This is a genomic window from Mycobacterium sp. NGS34 (assembly GCF_059812845.1).
Genome location: NZ_JCALDM010000008.1, coordinates 216,469 through 236,099, shown reverse-complemented (window position 1 = coordinate 236,099; position 19,631 = coordinate 216,469). Strand labels below are relative to the sequence as shown.

Annotated in this window: 11 protein-coding genes; 7 read left to right on the top strand and 4 right to left on the bottom strand. The window is 70.2% G+C overall.

Going from position 1 to position 19,631, the window contains the following annotated elements; all coding sequences use genetic code 11:
• Window positions 1–43: 43 nt before the first annotated feature.
• Both car and gabT read right to left on the bottom strand, forming a co-directional pair.
• Window positions 44–3,520 carry a carboxylic acid reductase gene (gene car / locus AC5Y7V_RS21175; protein WP_499881993.1) on the bottom strand — a complete coding sequence of 1,159 codons (3,477 nt, stop codon included), beginning with the start codon at window positions 3,518–3,520 and terminating at the stop codon, window positions 44–46.
• 128 nt (window positions 3,521–3,648) lie between these two features.
• Window positions 3,649–4,998: a 4-aminobutyrate--2-oxoglutarate transaminase gene (gene gabT, locus AC5Y7V_RS21170; RefSeq protein WP_499881992.1), complete on the bottom strand. Its 1,350-nt coding sequence runs from the start codon at window positions 4,996–4,998 to the stop codon at window positions 3,649–3,651.
• A gap of 161 nt (window positions 4,999–5,159) precedes the next feature.
• Between gabT and yajC the strand changes: the two genes are divergently transcribed.
• From yajC to AC5Y7V_RS21140, 6 genes are all read left to right on the top strand, one after another.
• Window positions 5,160–5,507, top strand: coding sequence for a preprotein translocase subunit YajC (yajC, locus tag AC5Y7V_RS21165; protein WP_499881991.1), 348 nt, complete (start codon window positions 5,160–5,162; stop codon window positions 5,505–5,507).
• A gap of 70 nt (window positions 5,508–5,577) precedes the next feature.
• Window positions 5,578–7,341 carry a protein translocase subunit SecD gene (gene secD / locus AC5Y7V_RS21160; RefSeq protein WP_499881990.1) on the top strand — a complete coding sequence of 588 codons (1,764 nt, stop codon included), beginning with the start codon at window positions 5,578–5,580 and terminating at the stop codon, window positions 7,339–7,341.
• Between the two features lie 3 nt (window positions 7,342–7,344).
• Window positions 7,345–8,586 (top strand): protein translocase subunit SecF, encoded by a 1,242-nt coding sequence (secF, locus tag AC5Y7V_RS21155; protein ID WP_499881989.1) that lies wholly within the window; start codon window positions 7,345–7,347, stop codon window positions 8,584–8,586.
• A gap of 5 nt (window positions 8,587–8,591) precedes the next feature.
• On the top strand, window positions 8,592–10,250 hold the full coding sequence (locus AC5Y7V_RS21150) for an ABC transporter substrate-binding protein (RefSeq protein ID WP_499881988.1): 1,659 nt from the start codon (window positions 8,592–8,594) through the stop codon (window positions 10,248–10,250).
• Window positions 10,232–10,777, top strand: a complete 546-nt coding sequence (locus tag AC5Y7V_RS21145) for an adenine phosphoribosyltransferase (RefSeq protein WP_499881987.1) — start codon at window positions 10,232–10,234, stop codon at window positions 10,775–10,777. The genes AC5Y7V_RS21150 and AC5Y7V_RS21145 overlap by 19 nt, the downstream gene beginning before the upstream one ends.
• A gap of 43 nt (window positions 10,778–10,820) precedes the next feature.
• Window positions 10,821–13,181, top strand: coding sequence for a RelA/SpoT family protein (locus AC5Y7V_RS21140; protein ID WP_499881986.1), 2,361 nt, complete (start codon window positions 10,821–10,823; stop codon window positions 13,179–13,181).
• Between the two features lie 10 nt (window positions 13,182–13,191).
• Here AC5Y7V_RS21140 and AC5Y7V_RS21135 read toward each other — a convergent pair whose 3' ends face one another.
• Window positions 13,192–13,575 (bottom strand): hypothetical protein, encoded by a 384-nt coding sequence (locus AC5Y7V_RS21135; protein WP_499881985.1) that lies wholly within the window; start codon window positions 13,573–13,575, stop codon window positions 13,192–13,194.
• Window positions 13,576–13,794: 219 nt separating this feature from the next.
• Here AC5Y7V_RS21135 and AC5Y7V_RS21130 point away from each other — a divergent pair, with 219 nt between their 5' ends.
• On the top strand, window positions 13,795–16,971 hold the full coding sequence (locus tag AC5Y7V_RS21130; RefSeq protein WP_499881984.1) for an AAA family ATPase: 3,177 nt from the start codon (window positions 13,795–13,797) through the stop codon (window positions 16,969–16,971).
• Here the strand turns inward: AC5Y7V_RS21130 and AC5Y7V_RS21125 are convergent.
• Window positions 16,968–19,550 carry a PE family protein gene (locus AC5Y7V_RS21125; protein ID WP_499881983.1) on the bottom strand — a complete coding sequence of 861 codons (2,583 nt, stop codon included), beginning with the start codon at window positions 19,548–19,550 and terminating at the stop codon, window positions 16,968–16,970. The genes AC5Y7V_RS21130 and AC5Y7V_RS21125 overlap by 4 nt on opposite strands.
• Window positions 19,551–19,631 lie beyond the last annotated feature (81 nt).

Sequence of the window (19,631 nt, the reverse complement as noted above, 5' to 3'; positions counted from 1 at the left end):
GAATCGCCCAGCCCCGAAGGGGGCTGGGCGATCGCATTGGTGTTTACAGCAATCCGAGCAGCTGCAGATCGGTGGCGTACTTGACGATGATCGGCGCGGAGACATGCGGAATGTCTTTGTCCGGGCCGATTTTCGCCTCCTGCACGGCGGCGCGGAACCGGTCGGTCGGAGCCAGCGAACCGCGCATCGGCTTCTCCGGCTTCTGGTAGTTGTGCAGCAACGGCAGCAGCGAGTACTGGCGCTGCCGTTCCGGCAAGGCCCGCATCGACCCCTCGAACCGGCGCAGCCACTCGCCGTGGTCGGCGATGCGCTGGATCGGGTAACCGGCGTCGACGAGCCAGTCGACGTACTCGTCGAGGCCGATGCCGTCGTCGTAGGGGTTCATCACGTGGTACGTCTCGAACCCTTCCGTCTCCACCAAGGTGGCGATCGCCGCGGCGATGAACTCGACGGGCAGTCCGTCGTAATGCGCGCGCTGCCGGTTGCCCTCGGCGTCCAGCTCGTAGAACGAACCGGGCGCGACGCCGGTGGCGACCAGGCTCAGCATCATCCTGGTGAACATGTCCGGCAGGTTCAGCTGGCCCGCGTAGGTGGTGTCGGCCAGGATCATGTCGCACCGGAACACCGCCACGGGCAGGCCGCACAGGTCGTGCGCCTCGCGCAGCAGCACCTCGCCGGCCCACTTGCTGTTGCCGTAGCCGTTGGCGTAGGCGTCGTTGATCGCCCGCGTCGGGCTGATCTGCCGGATGTCGGCGTCCTCGACGAACTTGCCCGGCTCGATCTGGTCGCCCACACCGATCGTCGACACGTAGACGTACGGCTTCTGCCTCGTGGTCAGCGCCAGCCGGATCAGCTCGGCGGTGCCCAGCGCGTTGGGCCCGAACAGCTCGCTGTACGGCAGCACGTGGTTGACCAGCGCCGCGGGGTCGACGATCAGGTCGACCGTGTCGGCCAGCCGCTGCCAGGTCTGCCGGTCCAGGCCGAGGTCTGCCTCGCCCTTGTCGCCGGCGACGACCTCCAGGTGGTCGGCCGCCAGCGCCCGGTAGTGGGCCAGCAGCTCGGGGTCTCCGCTGTCGAAGGTCTGGTCGAGCCGCGCGCGGGCCTCCTCGTCGGAGCGGGCCCGCACCAGGGCGATCACCTTGCCGTCGACCAGGTCCATCCGCTCGAGCCATTCCAGCGCCAGGTAGCGGCCCAGGAAGCCGGTCGCGCCGGTCAGCAGGACCGTCCGCACCTCGGAGGTGGGCTTGGGCAGCTCGGGCGCCGCGGTCAGCGTCGAGGGCTCGAGGAACTTGTCCAGCGTCAGCTCGGCGGCGTGCACCTCGGTCGCGTCGCGACCGTGCACCGAGGCGAAGCTGGGCCGCTTGGTGCCCTTGCGCTCGCCCTCGATGTAGGTGGCGATCGCCGCCAGGTCGTTGGCCGGGCTGACGATCACGCCGACCGGCACGTCGACGTCGAAGATCTCGTGCAGCAGGTTGCCGAATGTCAACGCCGACAACGAGTCTCCGCCCAGATCGGTGAAGTGCGCGTCCGCCGACAGGTCGCCGGCCCCGCTGCCCAGCAGCGCCCCGGCGGCCCGGGTGACCGTCTGCAGCACCGGGGCGTCGGCGCCGCTGCGGCGCAGCTCGCCGAGCTCGTGGGCCTGGCCCTCGGCCAGCTCGGTGTACAGCTGTTCCAGCCGCTCGCCGTAGTGCTGCTTCAGCTTCGGCCACGCCAGCTTGCGGATGCCGGTCAGCAGACCGTTCTCCAGCGTGAAAGGCGTTGTCTCGATGATGAAGTCGCGCGGCACCTCGTAGGACTGCAGGCCGGCGTCCTTCGCGACGTTCTGCAGCGAGTCGGCGATCAGCGGCTTCAACGTCTCAATATCGTTGGCCACCAACGCTTCTTCGGTCGGCACCACGACGGCCAGCAGGTACGGGTGGGCGCTGTTGCCGTAGACGTAGATCTGGCGCACCAGCGGGCTGTTGCCGAAAACCGCCTCCAGCTTCGCGACGGTGACAAACTCGCCCTGCGCGAGCTTGAGCACGTTGTTGCGGCGGTCGACGTAGACCAGCTTGTCGGGGGCGACCTCGGCGACGACGTCGCCGGTGCGGTAGTAGCCGTCCTCGTCGAACACGCCGGCGGTGACCTCGGGCCGCTTGTAGTAGCCGGGGAACATGTTGTTGGTCTTGAGCAGCAGCTCGCCGCGCGGGTACGGCCGGTCGGTGGCGAAGTAGCCCAGGTCCGGGACGTCGACCAGCTTGTAGTCGATCACCGGCGGGCGCTGCACTTCGCCGTCGAACAGGACCATCCCCGCCTCGGTGGAGCCGTAGCCGTCCAGCAGATGCATCTCGAGCAGTGACTCGACCCACTCGCGCAGCTCCGGGGAGGTGGGGGCCGAGCCGGTCATCGCGAAGATGAATCGCCCGCCCAGCAGGTACTGGCGCAGCTCGTCCATCACCTCGGCCTCACCGTCCCCGCGGTCGACCCGGCGCTGGTACTCCGCGTAGATCGTCTCCCAGATCCGGGGCACGAAGTTCATCTCGGTGGGCCGGACCAGCTCGAGGTCCTCCAGCAGCGTCGAGAGGTCGCTGCGGGCCGCGAAGTAGGCGGTGCCGCCGTTGCCGAGGGTGCCGTAGAGGATGCCGCGCCCCATGACGTGGCTCATCGGCATGAAGTTGAGGGTGATCGACGCGGCGCTGGGTCCGAACCAGTTCCTGGCCGACCGGCACCACATCTTCCCGACGTTGCTCGCCGGGTACATCGCGCCCTTGGGCGCGCCGGTGCTGCCGGAGGTGTAGATCAACAGGGCCAGCGGGTCCGTGTCCGCGGGTGCCGACGTCGGCGCCGCGGGCAGCTCGCTGCCGCGCACCAGGAGGTCGGCCAGGGCCTCGACGGTGACGGTGGTGTCGGCCAGCCGCGCGCGGGCGGCCTCGACGGCCTCGCGCTCGTCGTCGGCCTCGGGGTGGTAGTCGAACACGACCAGTTTGGCCGGCGCTTGCCCGCCCAGGATCAGCTCGACGGCGTCGGGCAGCTGGTTCACGCCGGCCGCGATCACGCTGGGCTCGGTCTCGGTGACGATCGGCTGCAGCTGGGTGATCGCCGCGCTGGTCTGCAGCGGCACCGACACGGCGCCGATCATGCCGAGCGCGATGTCGATGGTGGCGTAGTCGACGCTGTTGAAGCCGAGCACGCACACCCGGTCGCCGGGCCGGACCGAGTCGTGGGCCAGCGCGCGGGTCAGCGCGCCGACGCGGTCGCGCAGCTCGCCGTAGGTGACGGTCTCGTAGCGGGGGAGCAGCTCGAGCGAGGTGCGCCCGGTCTTGACGTCCTTGACGAACTCGACGGTGCGCTGCCCGAGGGCCGGGCGGTCGGCGTAACCCTCGAGCACGGTCTGGATGATCTGCGGCAGTCGCAGTCCAGGCTGCTCAAGGGCCTCGGCGACGGCCGGGTCCGGTCGGGCGGCGGCGAACTGTGCGTCGTTGGCGGTGAGGTCGTCGACGCGGCGGGCGAGCCATTGTTCCTGGGTGGTGGTAGTCGACATAAAGGTTCCCTTTTAACGCGTAAGCACTAAATGATTGGGTCGCGCGACGTTGCGCTGATGTCTAAAACGTTAGCAAAACTAACGGTATTCCTCAATGATCCCGTTGGCGGTGTGACCTTGCACACGCGCTAGAGGTCGGCGAGGAGACCGGTCAGGGTGTCGAGGCCCTCGGTCAGCAGCTCGTCGCTGATGGTCAGCGGCGGCAGCAGCCGGATCACGTTGCCGTACATCCCGCACGTCAGCACGATGACCCCGGCCGCGGCGGCCGCCTTCGAAAGCGCTTGGGTCAGTTCGGGATCGGGGTCCGACGTCCCCGAGTTCACCAGCTCCACGGCGATCATCGCGCCGCGACCACGAACGTCACCGATCCGGTCGTCGGACGCCTGCAGCCGCAGCAGCGGTTCGGTGATCAGCCGTTCCAACTGCCGCGCCCGCTCGATCAGGCCGTCGCTCTCGATGGTCTCGATGGTGGCCAGTGCAGCAGCACAAGCGATCGGGTTGCCGCCGAACGTGCCGCCCAAACCGCCGACGTGGGGTGCGTCCACGATTTCGGCCCGGCCGGTCACCGCCGACAGCGGCAGCCCGTCGGCGATGCCCTTGGCCGTGCAGATCAGGTCGGGCTCCAGGCCGGCCGCGCCCTCGTGCTCGCAGGCGAACATCGCGCCGGTGCGCGCGAACCCGGTTTGCACCTCGTCGGCGATGAACACCACGTCGTTGCGGCGGCACCAATCCAGCAACGTGGGCAGGAATCCCTCGGCCGGAACGATGAACCCGCCCTCGCCCTGGATCGGCTCGATCAGGACGGCGGCCAGGCTCTCCGCGCCGACCTGGCCCTCGATCACCCGGATCGTCCGCGCGGCGGCCTTCGCGCCGTCGGTGGCCAGTTCCTTGTCGAGCAGGCCGTCCCGATAGGGATAGGACAGCGGGGCGCGGTAGATCTCCGGGGCGAACGGCCCGAAGCCGCTCTTGTAGGGCATGGACTTGGCGGTGAGCGCCATCGCCAGGTTGGTGCGCCCGTGGTAGGCGTGGTTGAACGCCACCACGGCCGGCTTGCGGGTGTAGGCGCGCGCGGTCTTGACGGCGTTCTCGACCGCCTCGGCGCCGGAGTTGAACAACACCGAGCGCTTTTCGCCGGAGCCCGGGGTGATCCGGTTGAGCTCCTCGGCGACGGCGACGTACTCCTCGTACGGCGTCACCATGAAGCAGGTGTGCGTGAAGTCGTCGACCTGCGCGCGCACCGCGTCCACCACCCGCGGCGACGAGTTGCCGATCGTGGTGACCGCGATGCCGGAGCCAAGGTCGATGAGCCGGTTGCCGTCGACGTCCTCGACGATGCCGCCGCCGGCGCGCGTGACGTAGACCGGCAGCGAGACGTTGACGCCGTGGGACACCGCCGCGGCCCGGCGCTTGTTGAGTTCCAGCGATGTGGGACCGGGGATTTCGGTGACCAGCTGGCGAGTCTGCTCGAGGCTGGCCACGACGTCCTCCTCACCGCGGCGCGAGTGTCACGTCGCGCGTCAAGCCTATCTGGTTCACCGCGACTCAGCGGGGCCAGTCATTGGCCACCCGGGGTGCTGGCACACTGGCCGTTACTGGTCGTTTCGAGCCCCGGAATGCCGCATAAGAGAGATAAGGCGCGATGAATAGTTTGGTCATGTTTTTGCCGTTCGTGCTCATCATGGTCGGCTTCATTTATTTGCAGGGGCGCCGGCAGAAGAAGGCGATGCAGGCCACCATCGACCTGCACGACTCGTTGCGCCCCGGGGACCGGGTGCACACCACGTCCGGGCTGGAAGCCACCGTCGTCGCCATCACCGACGACACCGTCGACCTGGAGATCGCCTCCGGCGTAGTCACCACGTGGATGAAGCTGGCCGTGCGCGACAAGATCCTGCCCGAGGAGCCCACCGGGGCCCACGAGTTCGGCGACGACGACGGCGCCGACGACTTGGAGGAATCCGACGGGCTGACCGACCCGGGCCGGTAGGCGACAGGCACGTAGGCTTTTCTAGGCTCGGCCGGGGCAAGAAACCGATTCGCGAGGAGATACGAGGAAAGTGGCATCGTCATCGGCGCCGGTGCACCCTGTCCGCTACCTGTCGGTGTTTCTGTTGCTGCTGGTCGGCGTCTACCTTGCGGTGTTTCTCACGGGTGACAAGCGGGCCGCGCCCAAGCTCGGCATCGACCTGAGGGGCGGCACCCGGGTGACGCTGACCGCCCGCACGCCCGACGGTTCCCGGCCCAGCCGGGAGGCGCTGGCGCAGGCGCAGCAGATCATCAGCGCGCGGGTCAACGGGCTGGGCGTGTCCGGTTCGGAAGTCGTGGTGGACGGCGACAACCTGGTCATCACGGTGCCCGGCAACGAGGGCAACGAGGCCCGCAACCTGGGCCAAACCGCTCGCCTCTACATCCGGCCGGTGCTCAACTCGATGCCGGCGCAGCCCGCGCAGCCCAAGCCGCCTGCCCAGGGTGCTCCGGGCGGGCCGGCGCCCGGCCAGCCCGGCGGGGCGCAGCCCCAGCCGGCGCCCGGCCAGCAGCCCGCGCAACCGGCGCAGCCGGCGCCGCCTGGGCAGCCGGCGCCGCGCCCGCAACCGCGGCCCTATCCGCAGGACCCGCCCCCGCCGCCCAGCCCGGCACCGGCACCGGCGCCCGAGGCGCCCGCACCGCCGCCGGAGGCGCCCGCGCCGCCGGACCCGCGCAAGGACCTGGCCGAGCGCATCTCCGAGGAGAAGACGTGGCGGCAGAGCACCCGCCAGGGCATCCAGTTCCTCGCGCTGCAGTTCCAGGCGACCCAATGCGATAAAGACGACATCCTGGCCGGCAACGACGACCCGGCGCTGCCGCTGGTGACCTGCTCGACCGACCACAAGGTCGCCTACCTGCTGGGGCCGTCGATCATCAGCGGCGACCAGATCGCGGACGCCACGTCGAGCCAGAACCAGCGCGGCATCGGCTACGTCGTCGACCTGCAGTTCAAGCCGGCGGCGGCCAACACCTGGGCGGACTTCACCGCCGCCCACGTGGGCACCCAGACCGCGTTCACGCTGGACTCCCAGGTGGTCAGCGCCCCGATGATCCAGGAGGCCATCCCCGGCGGGCGCACCCAGATCTCCGGCGGCCAGCCGCCGTTCAACGCCTCCACCGCCAAGCAGCTGGCCAACGTCCTGAAGTACGGGTCGCTGCCGCTGTCCTTCGAATCCTCGGAGGCCCAAACCGTTTCGGCGACACTGGGATTGACCTCGCTGCGGGCCGGTCTGCTCGCCGGTGCGATCGGCCTGGTCCTGGTTCTGCTGTACTCGTTGCTCTACTACCGGGTGTTGGGTTTGCTCACCGCCTTGTCGCTAGCCGCTTCCGGTGCAATGGTTTTCGCGATCCTGGTGATCCTGGGCCGCCAGATCAACTACACCCTGGATCTGGCGGGCATCGCCGGCCTGATCATCGGCATCGGCACCACCGCCGACTCGTTCGTGGTGTTCTTCGAACGCATCAAAGACGAGATCCGCGAGGGCCGTTCGTTCCGGTCGGCGGTGCCGCGGGGCTGGGTGCGGGCGCGCCGGACGATCCTGTCGGGCAACGCCGTCACCTTCCTGGCCGCCGCGGTGCTCTACGCCCTGGCGATCGGGCAGGTGCGGGGCTTCGCCTTCACCCTGGGCCTCACCACGCTGCTGGACACCGTGGTGGTGTTCCTGGTGACCTGGCCGCTGGTCTACCTGGCGTCCCAGTCGGCGACGCTGGCCAAGCCGGCCTACAACGGCCTGGGCGCCGTGCAGCAGGTCGCGCGCGAACGCCGGGCCGCGGACGTGAAGACGGGACGGGGATAGGGCATGAGCGCCGCCAAGGACGCGACCGCGCTGGCCGACAGCGCCCAGCTGCCGCACCACAATTTCATCTCCCGGCTCTACACGGGCACGGGCGCGTTCGAGGTCATCGGGCGGCGCCGGCTGTGGTACGGGATCAGCGGCGCGATCGTCGCGGTCGCGGTCCTCAGCATTGTGCTGCGCGGCTTTATCTTCGGGATCGACTTCAAGGGCGGCACCACCGTCTCGATGCCGCGGGGTAACGCGCAGACCGCGCAGGTGTCCGAGGTCTTCGCGAAGACCATCGGCAAGGACGCGGAGTCGGTCGTCATCGTCGGCAACGGCGCCTCGGCGACGGTGCAGATCCGTTCGGAGACCCTGACCAACGACCAGACCACCAAGCTGCGCAACGCCCTGTTCGACGCCTTCCAGCCGAAGGGCGCCGACGGCAAGCCGAGCAAGCAGGCCATCAGCGACTCGGCGGTGTCGGAGACCTGGGGCGACCAGATCACCAAGAAGGCGCTGATCGCGCTCGTGGTGTTCCTGACGCTGGTCAGCTTGTACATCACGATCCGCTACGAGCGCTACATGGCGATCTCCGCGCTGACCACCATGGTCTTCGACCTGACCGTCACCGCGGGCATCTACTCACTGGTCGGCTTCGAGGTCAGCCCGGCAACCGTCATCGGGCTGCTGACCATTCTGGGTTTCTCGCTCTACGACACCGTCATCGTGTTCGACAAGGTCGAGGAGAACACCCGCGACTTCCAGCACACCAACCGGCGCACCTTCGCCGAGCACGCCAACCTGGCGATCAACCAGACGTTCATGCGCTCGATCAACACCAGCCTGATCAGCGTGCTGCCGGTGCTGGCGCTGATGGTCGTGGCGGTGTGGCTGCTGGGCGTCGGCACGCTGAAGGACCTGGCGCTGGTCCAGCTGGTCGGCATCCTGGTCGGCACCTACTCGTCGATCTTCTTCGCCACCCCGCTGCTGGTCACCCTGCGCGAACGCACCGAGCTGGTGCGCACCCACACCCGCCGGGTCCTCAAGCGGCGCACCCGCTCCGACGACTCGGCGGTCGAGATCTCCGAGTCGTCCGGCGAAGAGCCCACGGCCGAAGAGGAGGCTTCGGAGGCGCCCGAGGCCGCGGAGGCCCCCGAGGCCCCCGCCAAGGCCGCCCCGAGCAAGCCGGCGCCCGGCGCGCGCCCGGTGCGCCCCACCGGGACCCGGCGCCCGACCGGCAAGCGAAACGCGGGCCGGCGGTAGGCCGGATGGTGCGGGCCGGCCGGGGGAACCTGAGGGGAACCGCGGCGGCTGCGTTGGCGGCGACGCTGCTGGTGGCCTTCGCGCTGACGGGGTGCTCGGGCAGCGCCGCCTCGAACGTCGACTACGTGGTCGACGGCCCGCTGGCCAGCTACAACACCAACACCGTCGTCGGCGCCGCGTCGGCGGGAGCGCAGGCCTTCGCCCGCACCCTCACCGGCTTCGGGTATCACGGCCCCGACGGCCAGGTGGTCGCCGACCGCGACTTCGGCTCCGTCTCGGTCGTGGGCGGGTCGCCGCTGGTGCTGGACTACCAGATCGCCGACAACGCCGTCTACAGCGACGGCAAGCCGGTGACCTGCGACGACCTGGTGCTGGCGTGGGCGGCCCAGTCCGGCCGGTTTCCCGGCTTCGACGCCGCCAGCCAGGCCGGCTACGTCGACATCGCCAACGTCGAGTGCATCCCCGGCCAGAAGAAGGCCCGGGTGTCCTTCGCCCCCGACCGCGCCGTCGTCGACTACGCCCAACTGTTCGCCGCGACCTCGATGATGCCGTCGCACGTGATCGCCGACCAGCTCAACGTCGACGTCACCGCGGCGCTGCTCAGCAACAACGGGCCGCTGGTGGCGCAGATCGCCAAGCTGTGGAACACCGGCTGGGACCTCAAGCCCGGAGCCGACGTCAAGCGCTTCCCGTCGTCGGGGCCGTACAAGATCGAGCGAATCCTGGACGGCGGCGCGGTGGTGCTCGTCGCCAACGACCGGTGGTGGGGCCCCAAGCCGGTCACCAAGCGGATCACGGTGTGGCCGCAGGGGCCTGACATCCAGGACCGGGTCAACGGCCGCAGCGTCGACGTCGTCGACGTCGCGGCCGGTTCCTCCGGCGCGCTGGCCACCCCGGACAACTACGAACGCGCCGACTCGCCGTCGGACGGCATCGAGCAGCTGATCTTCGCGCCGCAGGGGCCGCTGGCGCAGCAAAAGGCCCGCCGCGCGTTCGCGTTCTGCACGCCGCGCGACACGATCGCGCACGACGCCGGGGCGGCGATCGCCAATTCCCGCCTGCAGCCGGCCACCGAGGACGCGATCGCGGCCGGGGAGGGCGCCGCCGAAGCCGGCCCGTTCGGCAAGGCCGACCCCGCCGCCGCCCGCGACGCGCTGGGCGGCGCGCCGCTGCCGGTGCGGATCGGCTACCAGGGGCCCAACGCGCGGCTGGCGGTCACCGTCGGGACGATCACCAAGTCCTGCGAGGCGGCCGGCATCACCGTCACCGGCGTCCCGCTGGACACCTCCGGGCCCCAGGCGCTGCGCGACGGCAAGATCGACGTGCTGCTGGCCAGCACCGGCGGGGCCACCGGCAGCGGGTCGACGGGCTCGTCGGCCATGGACGCCTACGCCCTGCACAGCGGCAACGGCAACAACCTGTCCGGCTACAGCAATCCCCAGGTCGACGGGGCGATCAGCGCGCTGGTGGTGTCGGCCGACCCGGCCGAGCGGGTCAGGCTGCTGGCGCAGGCGGCCCCCCTGCTGTGGGCCGACATGCCGACCCTGCCGCTGTACCGGCAGCAGCGCACGCTGCTGACATCGAAGAAGATGTACGCCGTGAGCAGGAATCCGACGCGGTGGGGGGCGGGCTGGAACATGGATCGATGGGCGCTGGTCGAGTGACGGGCGTCCCGTTGGCCGACCTGATCGCGTCGCTGACCCGCGACGTCGCCGATTTCCCGCAGCCCGGCGTGCAGTTCAAGGACCTCACCCCGTTGTTCGCCGACCGGGACGGGATGAACGCGGTCGTCGACGCGCTGGCCGACGTCGCGTCCGGCGCCGACCTGGTCGCCGGCATCGACTCCCGCGGGTTCCTGGTCGCCGCGGCCGTCGCCGGCCGACTGGGCACCGGCGTGCTGGCGATCCGCAAGGCCGGCAAGCTGCCGCCGCCGGTGCACGCCGAGCGCTACGACCTGGAATACGGCAGCGCGACCCTGGAAATCCCGGCCGACGGGATCGAACTGCGCGGCCGAGACGTTGTGGTCATCGACGACGTGCTCGCCACCGGCGGCACCCTCGGCGCGGCCGCCCGGCTGGTGCGGCGCGCCGGGGGGCGCGTGACCGCGGCCGCGGTGGTGGTGGAGCTCGTCGCGCTGGGCGGCCGCGAGGCCGTGGCGCCGCTGCCGGTGTACAGCCTGAGCCGCGCCTAACCCGGGGATATAAGCGATATCCTCGACCTCGGAGGTGACAATCGTGGCGGACGACCAGAGCACGACGCAGGCCGTCGCGCCGCCCATCGACGAGACGCCGGTCGTCGAGCCCTCAGAGGCGCCGACCGAGACGCTGAAGACCTCCAGCAGCGCCTCCCGCCGGGTCCGGGCCCGGCTGGCGCGGCGCATGACCGCCCAGCGCAGCACGCTGAACCCGGTGCTCGAGCCCTTGGTGGCGGTGCACCGGGAGATCTATCCCAAGGCGAACCTGCAGCTGCTACAGCGGGCGTTCGAGGTCGCCGACGAGCGGCACGCCACCCAGCTGCGCCACTCCGGTGACCCCTACATCACCCACCCGCTGGCCGTCGCGAACATCCTGGCCGAATTGGGCATGGACACCACCACTTTGGTGGCCGCGCTGCTGCACGACACCGTCGAGGACACCGGCTACACGATCGAGGCGTTGAGCGAGGAATTCGGCGAGGAGGTGGGCCACCTCGTCGACGGCGTGACCAAGCTGGACCGGGTGGTGCTGGGCAGCGCCGCCGAGGGCGAGACCATCCGCAAGATGATCACCGCCATGGCCCGCGACCCGCGGGTGCTGGTGATCAAGGTCGCCGACCGACTGCACAACATGCGCACCATGCGCTTCCTGCCGCCGGAGAAGCAGGCCCGAAAGGCCCGCGAAACACTGGAAGTCATTGCGCCACTTGCACATCGGCTGGGTATGGCCAGCGTCAAGTGGGAACTGGAAGACCTGTCGTTCGCGATCCTGCACCCCAAGAAGTACGAGGAGATCGTGCGGCTGGTCGCCGGGCGCGCTCCGTCGCGCGACACCTACCTGGCCAAGGTCCGCACCGAGATCGTCAACACCCTGAACGCGTCGAAGATCAAGGCGACGGTCGAGGGCCGGCCCAAGCACTACTGGTCGATCTATCAGAAGATGATCGTCAAGGGCCGCGACTTCGACGACATCCACGACCTGGTCGGCATCCGCATCCTGTGCGATGAGATCCGCGACTGCTACGCCGCGGTCGGCGTGGTCCACTCGCTTTGGCAGCCGATGGCGGGCCGGTTCAAGGATTACATCGCCCAGCCGCGCTACGGAGTGTACCAGTCGCTGCACACCACCGTCGTCGGGCCGGAGGGCAAGCCGCTGGAAATCCAGATCCGCACCCGCGACATGCACCGCACCGCCGAGTACGGCATCGCCGCGCACTGGCGCTACAAGGAGGCCAAGGGCCGCAACGGGCTTCCGCACCCGCACGCCACCGCCGAGATCGACGACATGGCCTGGATGCGCCAGCTGCTCGACTGGCAGCGGGAGGCCGCCGACCCCGGCGAGTTCCTCGAGTCGCTGCGTTATGACCTTGCGGTCCAGGAGCTCTTCGTCTTCACCCCCAAGGGGGATGTGATCACGCTGCCGACCGGGTCGACGCCGGTGGACTTCGCCTACGCCGTGCACACCGAGGTCGGCCACCGCTGCATCGGCGCCCGCGTCAACGGCCGGCTGGTGGCGCTGGAACGCAAGCTCGAAAACGGGGAAGTCGTCGAGGTTTTCACGTCCAAGGCGCCCAACGCGGGGCCGTCGCGGGACTGGCAGCAGTTCGTGGTGTCCCCGCGCGCCAAGACGAAGATCCGCCAATGGTTCGCGAAAGAACGCCGCGAGGAGGCGCTGGAGGCGGGCAAGGACGCGATGGCGCGCGAGGTGCGCCGCGGCGGACTTCCGTTGCAGCGCTTGGTAAACGGCGAGTCGATGGCAGCGGTGGCCCGCGAGCTGCACTACGCCGACGTGTCCGCGCTCTACACCGCGATCGGTGAGGGGCATGTGTCGGCCCGCCACGTCGTGCAGCGGCTGCTGGCCGAGCTCGGCGGCATCGACCAGGCCGAGGAGGAACTCGCCGAGCGGTCCACGCCGACCACCATGCTGCGCCGCCCGCGTAGCAGCGACGACGTCGGCGTCTCGGTTCCCGGGGCGCCCGGCGTGCTGACCAAGCTGGCCAAGTGCTGCACGCCGGTGCCCGGCGACCAGATCATGGGCTTCGTCACCCGCGGCGGCGGGGTCAGCGTGCACCGCACCGACTGCACCAACGCCGCGTCGCTGCAACAGCAGGCCGAACGCATCATCGAGGTGCTGTGGGCGCCGTCGGCGTCGTCGGTGTTTCTGGTGGCCATCCAGGTCGAGGCGCTCGACCGGCACCGGCTGCTGTCGGACATCACGCGGGTGCTGGCCGACGAGAAGGTCAACATCCTGTCGGCGTCGGTCACCACCTCGGGTGACCGCGTGGCGATCAGCCGGTTCACCTTCGAGATGGGCGACCCCAAGCACCTCGGGCACCTGCTCAACGTCGTGCGCAACGTCGAGGGCGTGTACGACGTCTACCGGGTGACTTCCGCCGCTTAGGTTTTCGGGGTCAACTGATCTTCGTCAGGGTGAACACGTCGTGGTGGGATTCCCCGGCCTCCGGTATCCCGCACGTCCCCGCCGGTAAGTTGTTCCACATCTCGCCGCGCAAAGTGCTTGCGTCCCAGGAATAGTGGGCAGCTCCGGCGGCCGAACTGCCGTCCGGGCAGGTGACCGAGTTGGGCATCAGCGGGTCATCGATGGTCCAGGTGCCATTGGCCAGGGTCGCCCGGCTGTCGGACCCGCTGTCCCAGGCGACATTGGCGCATCCGTCGCCGCATGAAGTGAATGTCAGGGTGTGCGTGTAACTCTTCCAACTCGCTTTGTAGACGCCGATCATCGTTTGGTCGGCCCAGGCCGCGCCCGCTGTACCGACCGCCAAACCGGCGAGCATTGCGAATACGGCAATTCCGCGCGTCGTCCTCACGAGTGGTACCTCCCTTTTGCGAGCTCGGGTTCTCACCGCGGTACCACAAGCGTGACAGCGAATGCGGGTATTCGGAATCACCCATTTCTGCAAACGGGGCCTCGGGGCGGAGTTCAGCGTTTTGTTCGCCGCCAAACGCCCCTATTCTTGGCGGATCGGGGTTTGACCGCGATAGGTGGTACTGGCATGACGGCGGCGGGATTGGCTTGCGGTGCGTGCGGTATCGAAATGCCGCCGAATTCGAAGTTTTGCAATGCGTGCGGGTCGCCGGTCGCCGTGCCCGGCACAACGGCGGAGTACAAGCAGGTGACGGTGCTGTTCGCCGACATGGTGCGCTCGATGGACATCGCGACCGCGCTGGACATGGAGCGGTGGCGAGAGATCATGACCGAAGCCGTCGAGCGCTCGGCCGCGGCCGTGCGCCGCTACGGCGGCACGGTCGAATACTACGGTGACGGGCTGATGGCCTTGTTCGGGGCGCCAGTTGCGTTGGAAGATCACGCTTTTCGGGCGTGTTTGGCCGCGCTGGCGATCCAGGACGAGGTGAACCTGCTGGCTGAGGAGGTGGCCCGCCGCGATGGCGTGCCGCTGCGGTTGCGGGTGGGCCTGAATTCGGGGCGCGTGATCGCCGGTGAAGTCGGCTCGGGGTCGCCGAGGTACGCCGCGACCGGCCAGCCGGTCGGGTTCGCCGAGCGGATGCAGTCGGTGGCGCCGCCGGGTGGGGTGATGCTGTCGGAGTCGACAGCACGGCTGGTCGAGCATGCCGCCACGCTGACCGAACCCGAGTGGGTGCACGTCAAGGGCATCGACCAACCGGTTCGCACGCGCCGGCTCATCGGAATCGGTCCGCGGCATGGGCCGATCGGGCGCGCCGAGGCCAGGCTGGTGGGTCGCAGCCAAGAGATGGCGGCTCTTTGCGCGCTGGTGGACCGCGCGATCAGCGGCCACGGTGGTGTGGTGGGTGTGGTGGGGCCGCCGGGCATCGGCAAGAGCCGGACGGCCCGCGAGACCGCGGCCGTGGCGGCCGGTCGCGGTGTCGGGGTGTTTTGGACCTACTGCGAATCCCTCGCCGGTGATGTTCCCTTCCGGGTGGTGGCCCAGCTGCTGCGCTCGCGCACGGGAGTGGCCGACCTCGGCGCCGAGGCCGCCCGCGCCCGGGTGCGGGAGCAGCTCCCGGACGCCGACCCCCAGGATCTGCTGCTGCTTGAGGATCTCCTCGGCATCGCCGATCCCGACGTGCCGCTGCCCGCCATCGACCCGGATGCGCGGCGCCGCCGGTTGACCGCCTTGATCAACGCCGCGTCGCTGGCCAGCACCCGACCGGCGCTGGTGATCATCGAGGATGCCCAGTGGATAGACACGGTCAGCGAGTCGATGCTGGCCGACTTCCTCACAGTCATCCCGCAAACCTCGTCGATGGTGTTGCTCACCGCCCGCCCCGAATACCAGGGAGCCTTGACCCGCGTGCCCGCCGCGCAGACGATCACGCTTGCCCCCCTGGGTGATTCGGACACGGCAGCGCTGATCGGTGAGCTGCTGGGCTCGGATCCGTCGGTCGGCGAGCTGGCGGATGCGCTCGCGGAACGGGCCGCCGGGAACCCGTTTTTCGCCGAGGAGATGGTGCGCGAGTTGGACCAAAGCGGGGCGTTGGCAGGCGAGCGCGGTGGCTACGTGCGCCAGGTCGATGTGGCCGAGGTGAGCGTGCCGGCCACAGTGCACACGGCCATCGAGGCGCGCATCGACCGCCTGAGCACACCGGCCAAGCGGACCGTGCACGCGGCGTCGGTGATCGGCGCCCGTTTCGGCGCGGACCTGCTTGACGCGTTGGGCATCGATGCGGTGCTCGACGAGCCGCTAGGCGCGGAGCTCATCGATCAGGTACGGCTCACCCCAACCGCCGAGTACGCTTTCCGCCACCCGCTGATCCGTGCGGTGGCCTACGAATCACAGCTCAAATCGGACCGTGCCGAGTTGCACCGGCGCGTCGCGGCAGCGATCGAATCACTCGACCCCGCAGCGGTTGACGAAAATTCAGCCCTAATTGCGGCGCATCTAGAGGCCGCCGGTGATTCGCACGCCGCCTATGGCTGGCACATGCGGGCGGCAACCTGGGCGACCTACCGCGATGTCAACGCTGCGCGACTGAGCTGGGACCGCGCCCAGAAGATCGCCGACGGGCTACCGGCCGATGACCCAAACCGAACAGCGATGCGTATTGCTCCGCGCACCATGTTGTGCGGGATCGCTTACCGAGTCTATGAACGTGTGGCCGGAACCCGGTTCGAGGAATTGCGGGAGTTGTGCGACGCCGCCGGGGATAAGGCGTCGCTGGCCATCGGGATGGCCGGGTTGATAATCGATTACGCGTTTGCGGACCGTGTGTGCGAAGCGTCGCAGGCGGCGTCGCAAGCCTGGACGTTGATCGAGTCAATCGGTGATCCGATCCTCGCGGTGGGACTGTCTATGCCGTTGCTCTATGCGAAGGCCGAGACCGTCGACTTTGTTGACGCGCTCCGCTGGTCGCAGCGAGTGATCGACCTGGCCGACGGCGACCCGACTAAGGGCAACTTCCTCTTCGGAGCGCCGCTAGCGATCGCGATTACGGCGCGTGGTGTGGCCCGGTCGTTCCTGGGTCAGCTCGGGTGGCGCGACGACCTGCGGGACGGCCTGGCCATTGCTGCCGAATTCGATCCAATGTCGGCCGCCACGGTCGTCGGCTGGACTTATTCCACGGGCACGATTTTCGGCCTGCTCAACCCCGACGATCGCGCAGTGCGTGACATTGAGAATGCCCTGCAGAATGCGGAACGCGCCGGTGATGACTTCGCGTTGTCCCAAGCCAAGATAACGCTGGGTCTAGCGCTGGTACACCGCCCCACGGCCGCCGACCGTAGTCGCGGGCTGCAGTTTTTGGCCGACGTCAAAGACCTGTGCCAACCCCGGGGACAGGCGTTATGCGACCTCTGGCTCGTCAATGTCTATTCGGCACGCGAGCTGGCCCGGGCTGGGGACCGCGATCAGGCCATACCGCTGATGCGTGCCGCCGTCGACCATCTGTTTAGCGAAGGACGACTGTTGCTGCATAGCATTCCAACGACCGGTGTTCTGGTGGAGACCCTGCTCGATCGCGCCGCCAACGGGGACGTGGCCGAAGCTGAGACCGCGATCGAACGGTTGGCGTCGGCGCCGGCCGACGAGGGTTTGGTGATACGGGACGTCTTGCTGCTGCGGCTGCGCGCGCTGCTGGCCCGCGCTCGCGGCGACGATTTCGCCTACTGCGGTTACCGGGATCGCTATCGCGCCATGGCGGAATCGCTTGGCTACGAAGGACACATCGCCTGGGCTCAGCAGATGTGCGGCTAGGGCAAGCCGTTCAGCCCGGGTGCGCCGAGCAGCGCGATGGTGCCGCCGCTGCCGGGGGTGCCCGCGGTCGTGCCAAGCCCGGCGTTGCCGCCGTTGCCGCCGGCGCCGAGGATCGCTACGGCGTTGCCGCCGTTGCCTCCGTTGCCGCCGGTCGTTAGGCCCTCTCCGCCGGCGCCGCCGGCCCCGCCGCCGCCCACGAGTAGTGGACCGGCCTGGCCGCCGGCCCCGCCGGCCCCGCCGGTGCCGGTTGAGCTCAATCCGCCGGCCCCGCCGGCCCCGCCGGGCCCCAAAAGCATGCCGGTGCCGCCGCCCGCCCCCCCGGCACCGCCGGTGCCGGTAGAGCTGTCTCCGCCGGCGCCGCCGGCGCCGCCGCCGTTGCCGATCAGGGCCCCATTGCCGCCGGTCCCGCCGGCGCCCCCGCCGGTCGCGCCGAATCCCCCGGCCCCGCCGTCTCCGCCGGCGCCTGTCACCAGGCCGGCGTTCCCTCCGGTTCCGCCGGCTCCGCCGGCGCCGGCCGCGCTGGCCCCGCCGTCCCCGCCGGCGCCGGCATGGCCGAAGAGCGGGCTGGCGTAGCCGCCGGGCCCGCCGGCACCGCCGGTGCCGGTGCCGTATCCGCCGACGCCACCGGCCCCTCCGCCCGCAGTGATCAGCCCGCCGATCAGACCACCGGTCCCGCCGGCCCCGCCAGCCCCGCCGGCCCCGCCGATGCCCAGTGCGGCCCCGCCGGCCCCGCCGGTCCCGCCGTACGCGGTCAGTCCGCTATTCCCGCCGGCCCCGCCGGCCCCGCCGACCGCGTTTGCTGCCGTGGTGAGCCCGCCATTGCCGCCAACGCCGCCATTGCCGGTCCCGGCGGTCCCGCCGGCCCCGCCGGCCCCGCCGTTGCCGGTCGATGAGTTTCCGCCGGCGCCGCCGGCGCCGCCCACAGCCAACAGCCCGCCATTACCGCCGTCACCACCGGGAAGACCCGGCCCACCCGAGCCGCCGGCACCGCCGTCGCCGAGCAGCCACCCGCCTGGCGCGCCGGGCTCCCCGGTGCCCGGCGCCCCGGGGGCGCCGTTGGCGAACAGCGGGCGCCCGGTAACTGCCTGGATGGGCGCGTCGATTGCGTGGAGCACCTGCTGCTGCAGGTTGTGCAGGGGCGAAGTGCTGGCCGGAGCGTTGAAGCCGTCGACACCCAGAAGTAGCCCGCCTGCACCACCGGCGCCAGCGGTGCCCAGCGCCGTGCCGAACCCGCCGTTGCCGCCGTTGCCGCCGTTGCCGATCATTAGGGCGTTGCCGCCGGCCCCGCCGGGCCCACCGGCGCCACTCAAGCTCGATCCGCCGGCGCCGCCCGGCCCGCCATTAAACACCAGAGACATCCCGCCGGCTCCGCCGTTCCCGCCGGTGCCGAGGTCGCTGGCGCCACCGGCCCCGCCTGCCCCGCCTGGGCCAAGCAGGCCGGCGTTGCCGCCGGCCCCGCCGTTACCGCCGTGCGCGCCGCCGGCGCCGCCGGTCCCGCCGAAGCCACCGTCGCCGACTAGGTAGCCGGTGCCGCCGTGTCCGCCGCCGCCACCGGTCCCGGTTTGGCTGGTACCGCCGGCCCCGCCTGCCCCGCCGTCGCCCAACAGCAGGGCGCCATTGCCGCCGGCCCCGCCCACCCCGCCGGTACCGGTGTGGCTCGATCCGCCGGCGCCGCCGGCGCCACCGCCACCGGCGAGCAGACCCGCATTGCCGCCAGCGCCGCCGGCACCCCCGGCGCCGGCATCGCTGAACCCGCCGGCCCCGCCGTTCCCGCCGCCCGCACCGATCAACCCGCTAAACAGCCCGCCGTTCCCGCCGGCCCCGCCGGCCCCACCAACGGTGAGGCCGTTTCCACCAGCGCCGCCGGCCCCACCGTGACCGCCGCCGCCGCCGTTGCCACCAGGTCCGCCGGGCCCGCCGGCCCCGAACGCGTTGAATCCACCCGCGCCGCCGGCCCCGCCGTAGCCGAACCCCGGGTCGAAGGAATTACCGCCGGCCCCGCCGGCTCCGGCGGCCATGGTCGCTGTGCCCGGGCCGCCGGCCCCGCCGGGCCCGCCGAAGCCCAGCAGCCCGGAGGGGCCGCCATTACCGCCGTTTTGGCCGGGCGCGCCGGAGCCGCCGGCGCCGCCGATGCCGAGCAGCCACCCGCCGGGGGCGCCGTCCTGTCCCGTTCCCGGGGCCCCGTTGGCGCCGTTGCCGATCAGCGGGCGCCCAGTCAGCGCCAGGCTGGGTGCATTGATCGCGTTGAGCACATCCTGCTCAACCGTCTGCGCCGGATTGGCGCCGAACGCGGCGACATTCGCAGCCTCCGCGCTGACATAGGAGCTCGCACCCGCGTTCAACACCTGGACAAACTGCTCGTGAAACGCGGCCGCCTGCGCACCGAGTGCCTGAAACCGTTGACCTTGGGCGGAGAACACAACGGCGATAGCCGCCGACACCTCATCCTCCGCGGCGGCCAGCACGCTCGTGGTTTGGGTGGCGGCGGCCGCGCGGGCCGTACTTAGGTTCGAGCCGAGTGTTGCCAAATCCGTTGCCGCCGAGGTCATTAGCTCTGGCGCTGCGATAACATACGACATGTCGATTTCACCTACCAGCACGCCCGGTCGGAACACGATCGCTTAACTCTGCGACTGGGCCGTGTCGCGGCACTCAGTAAC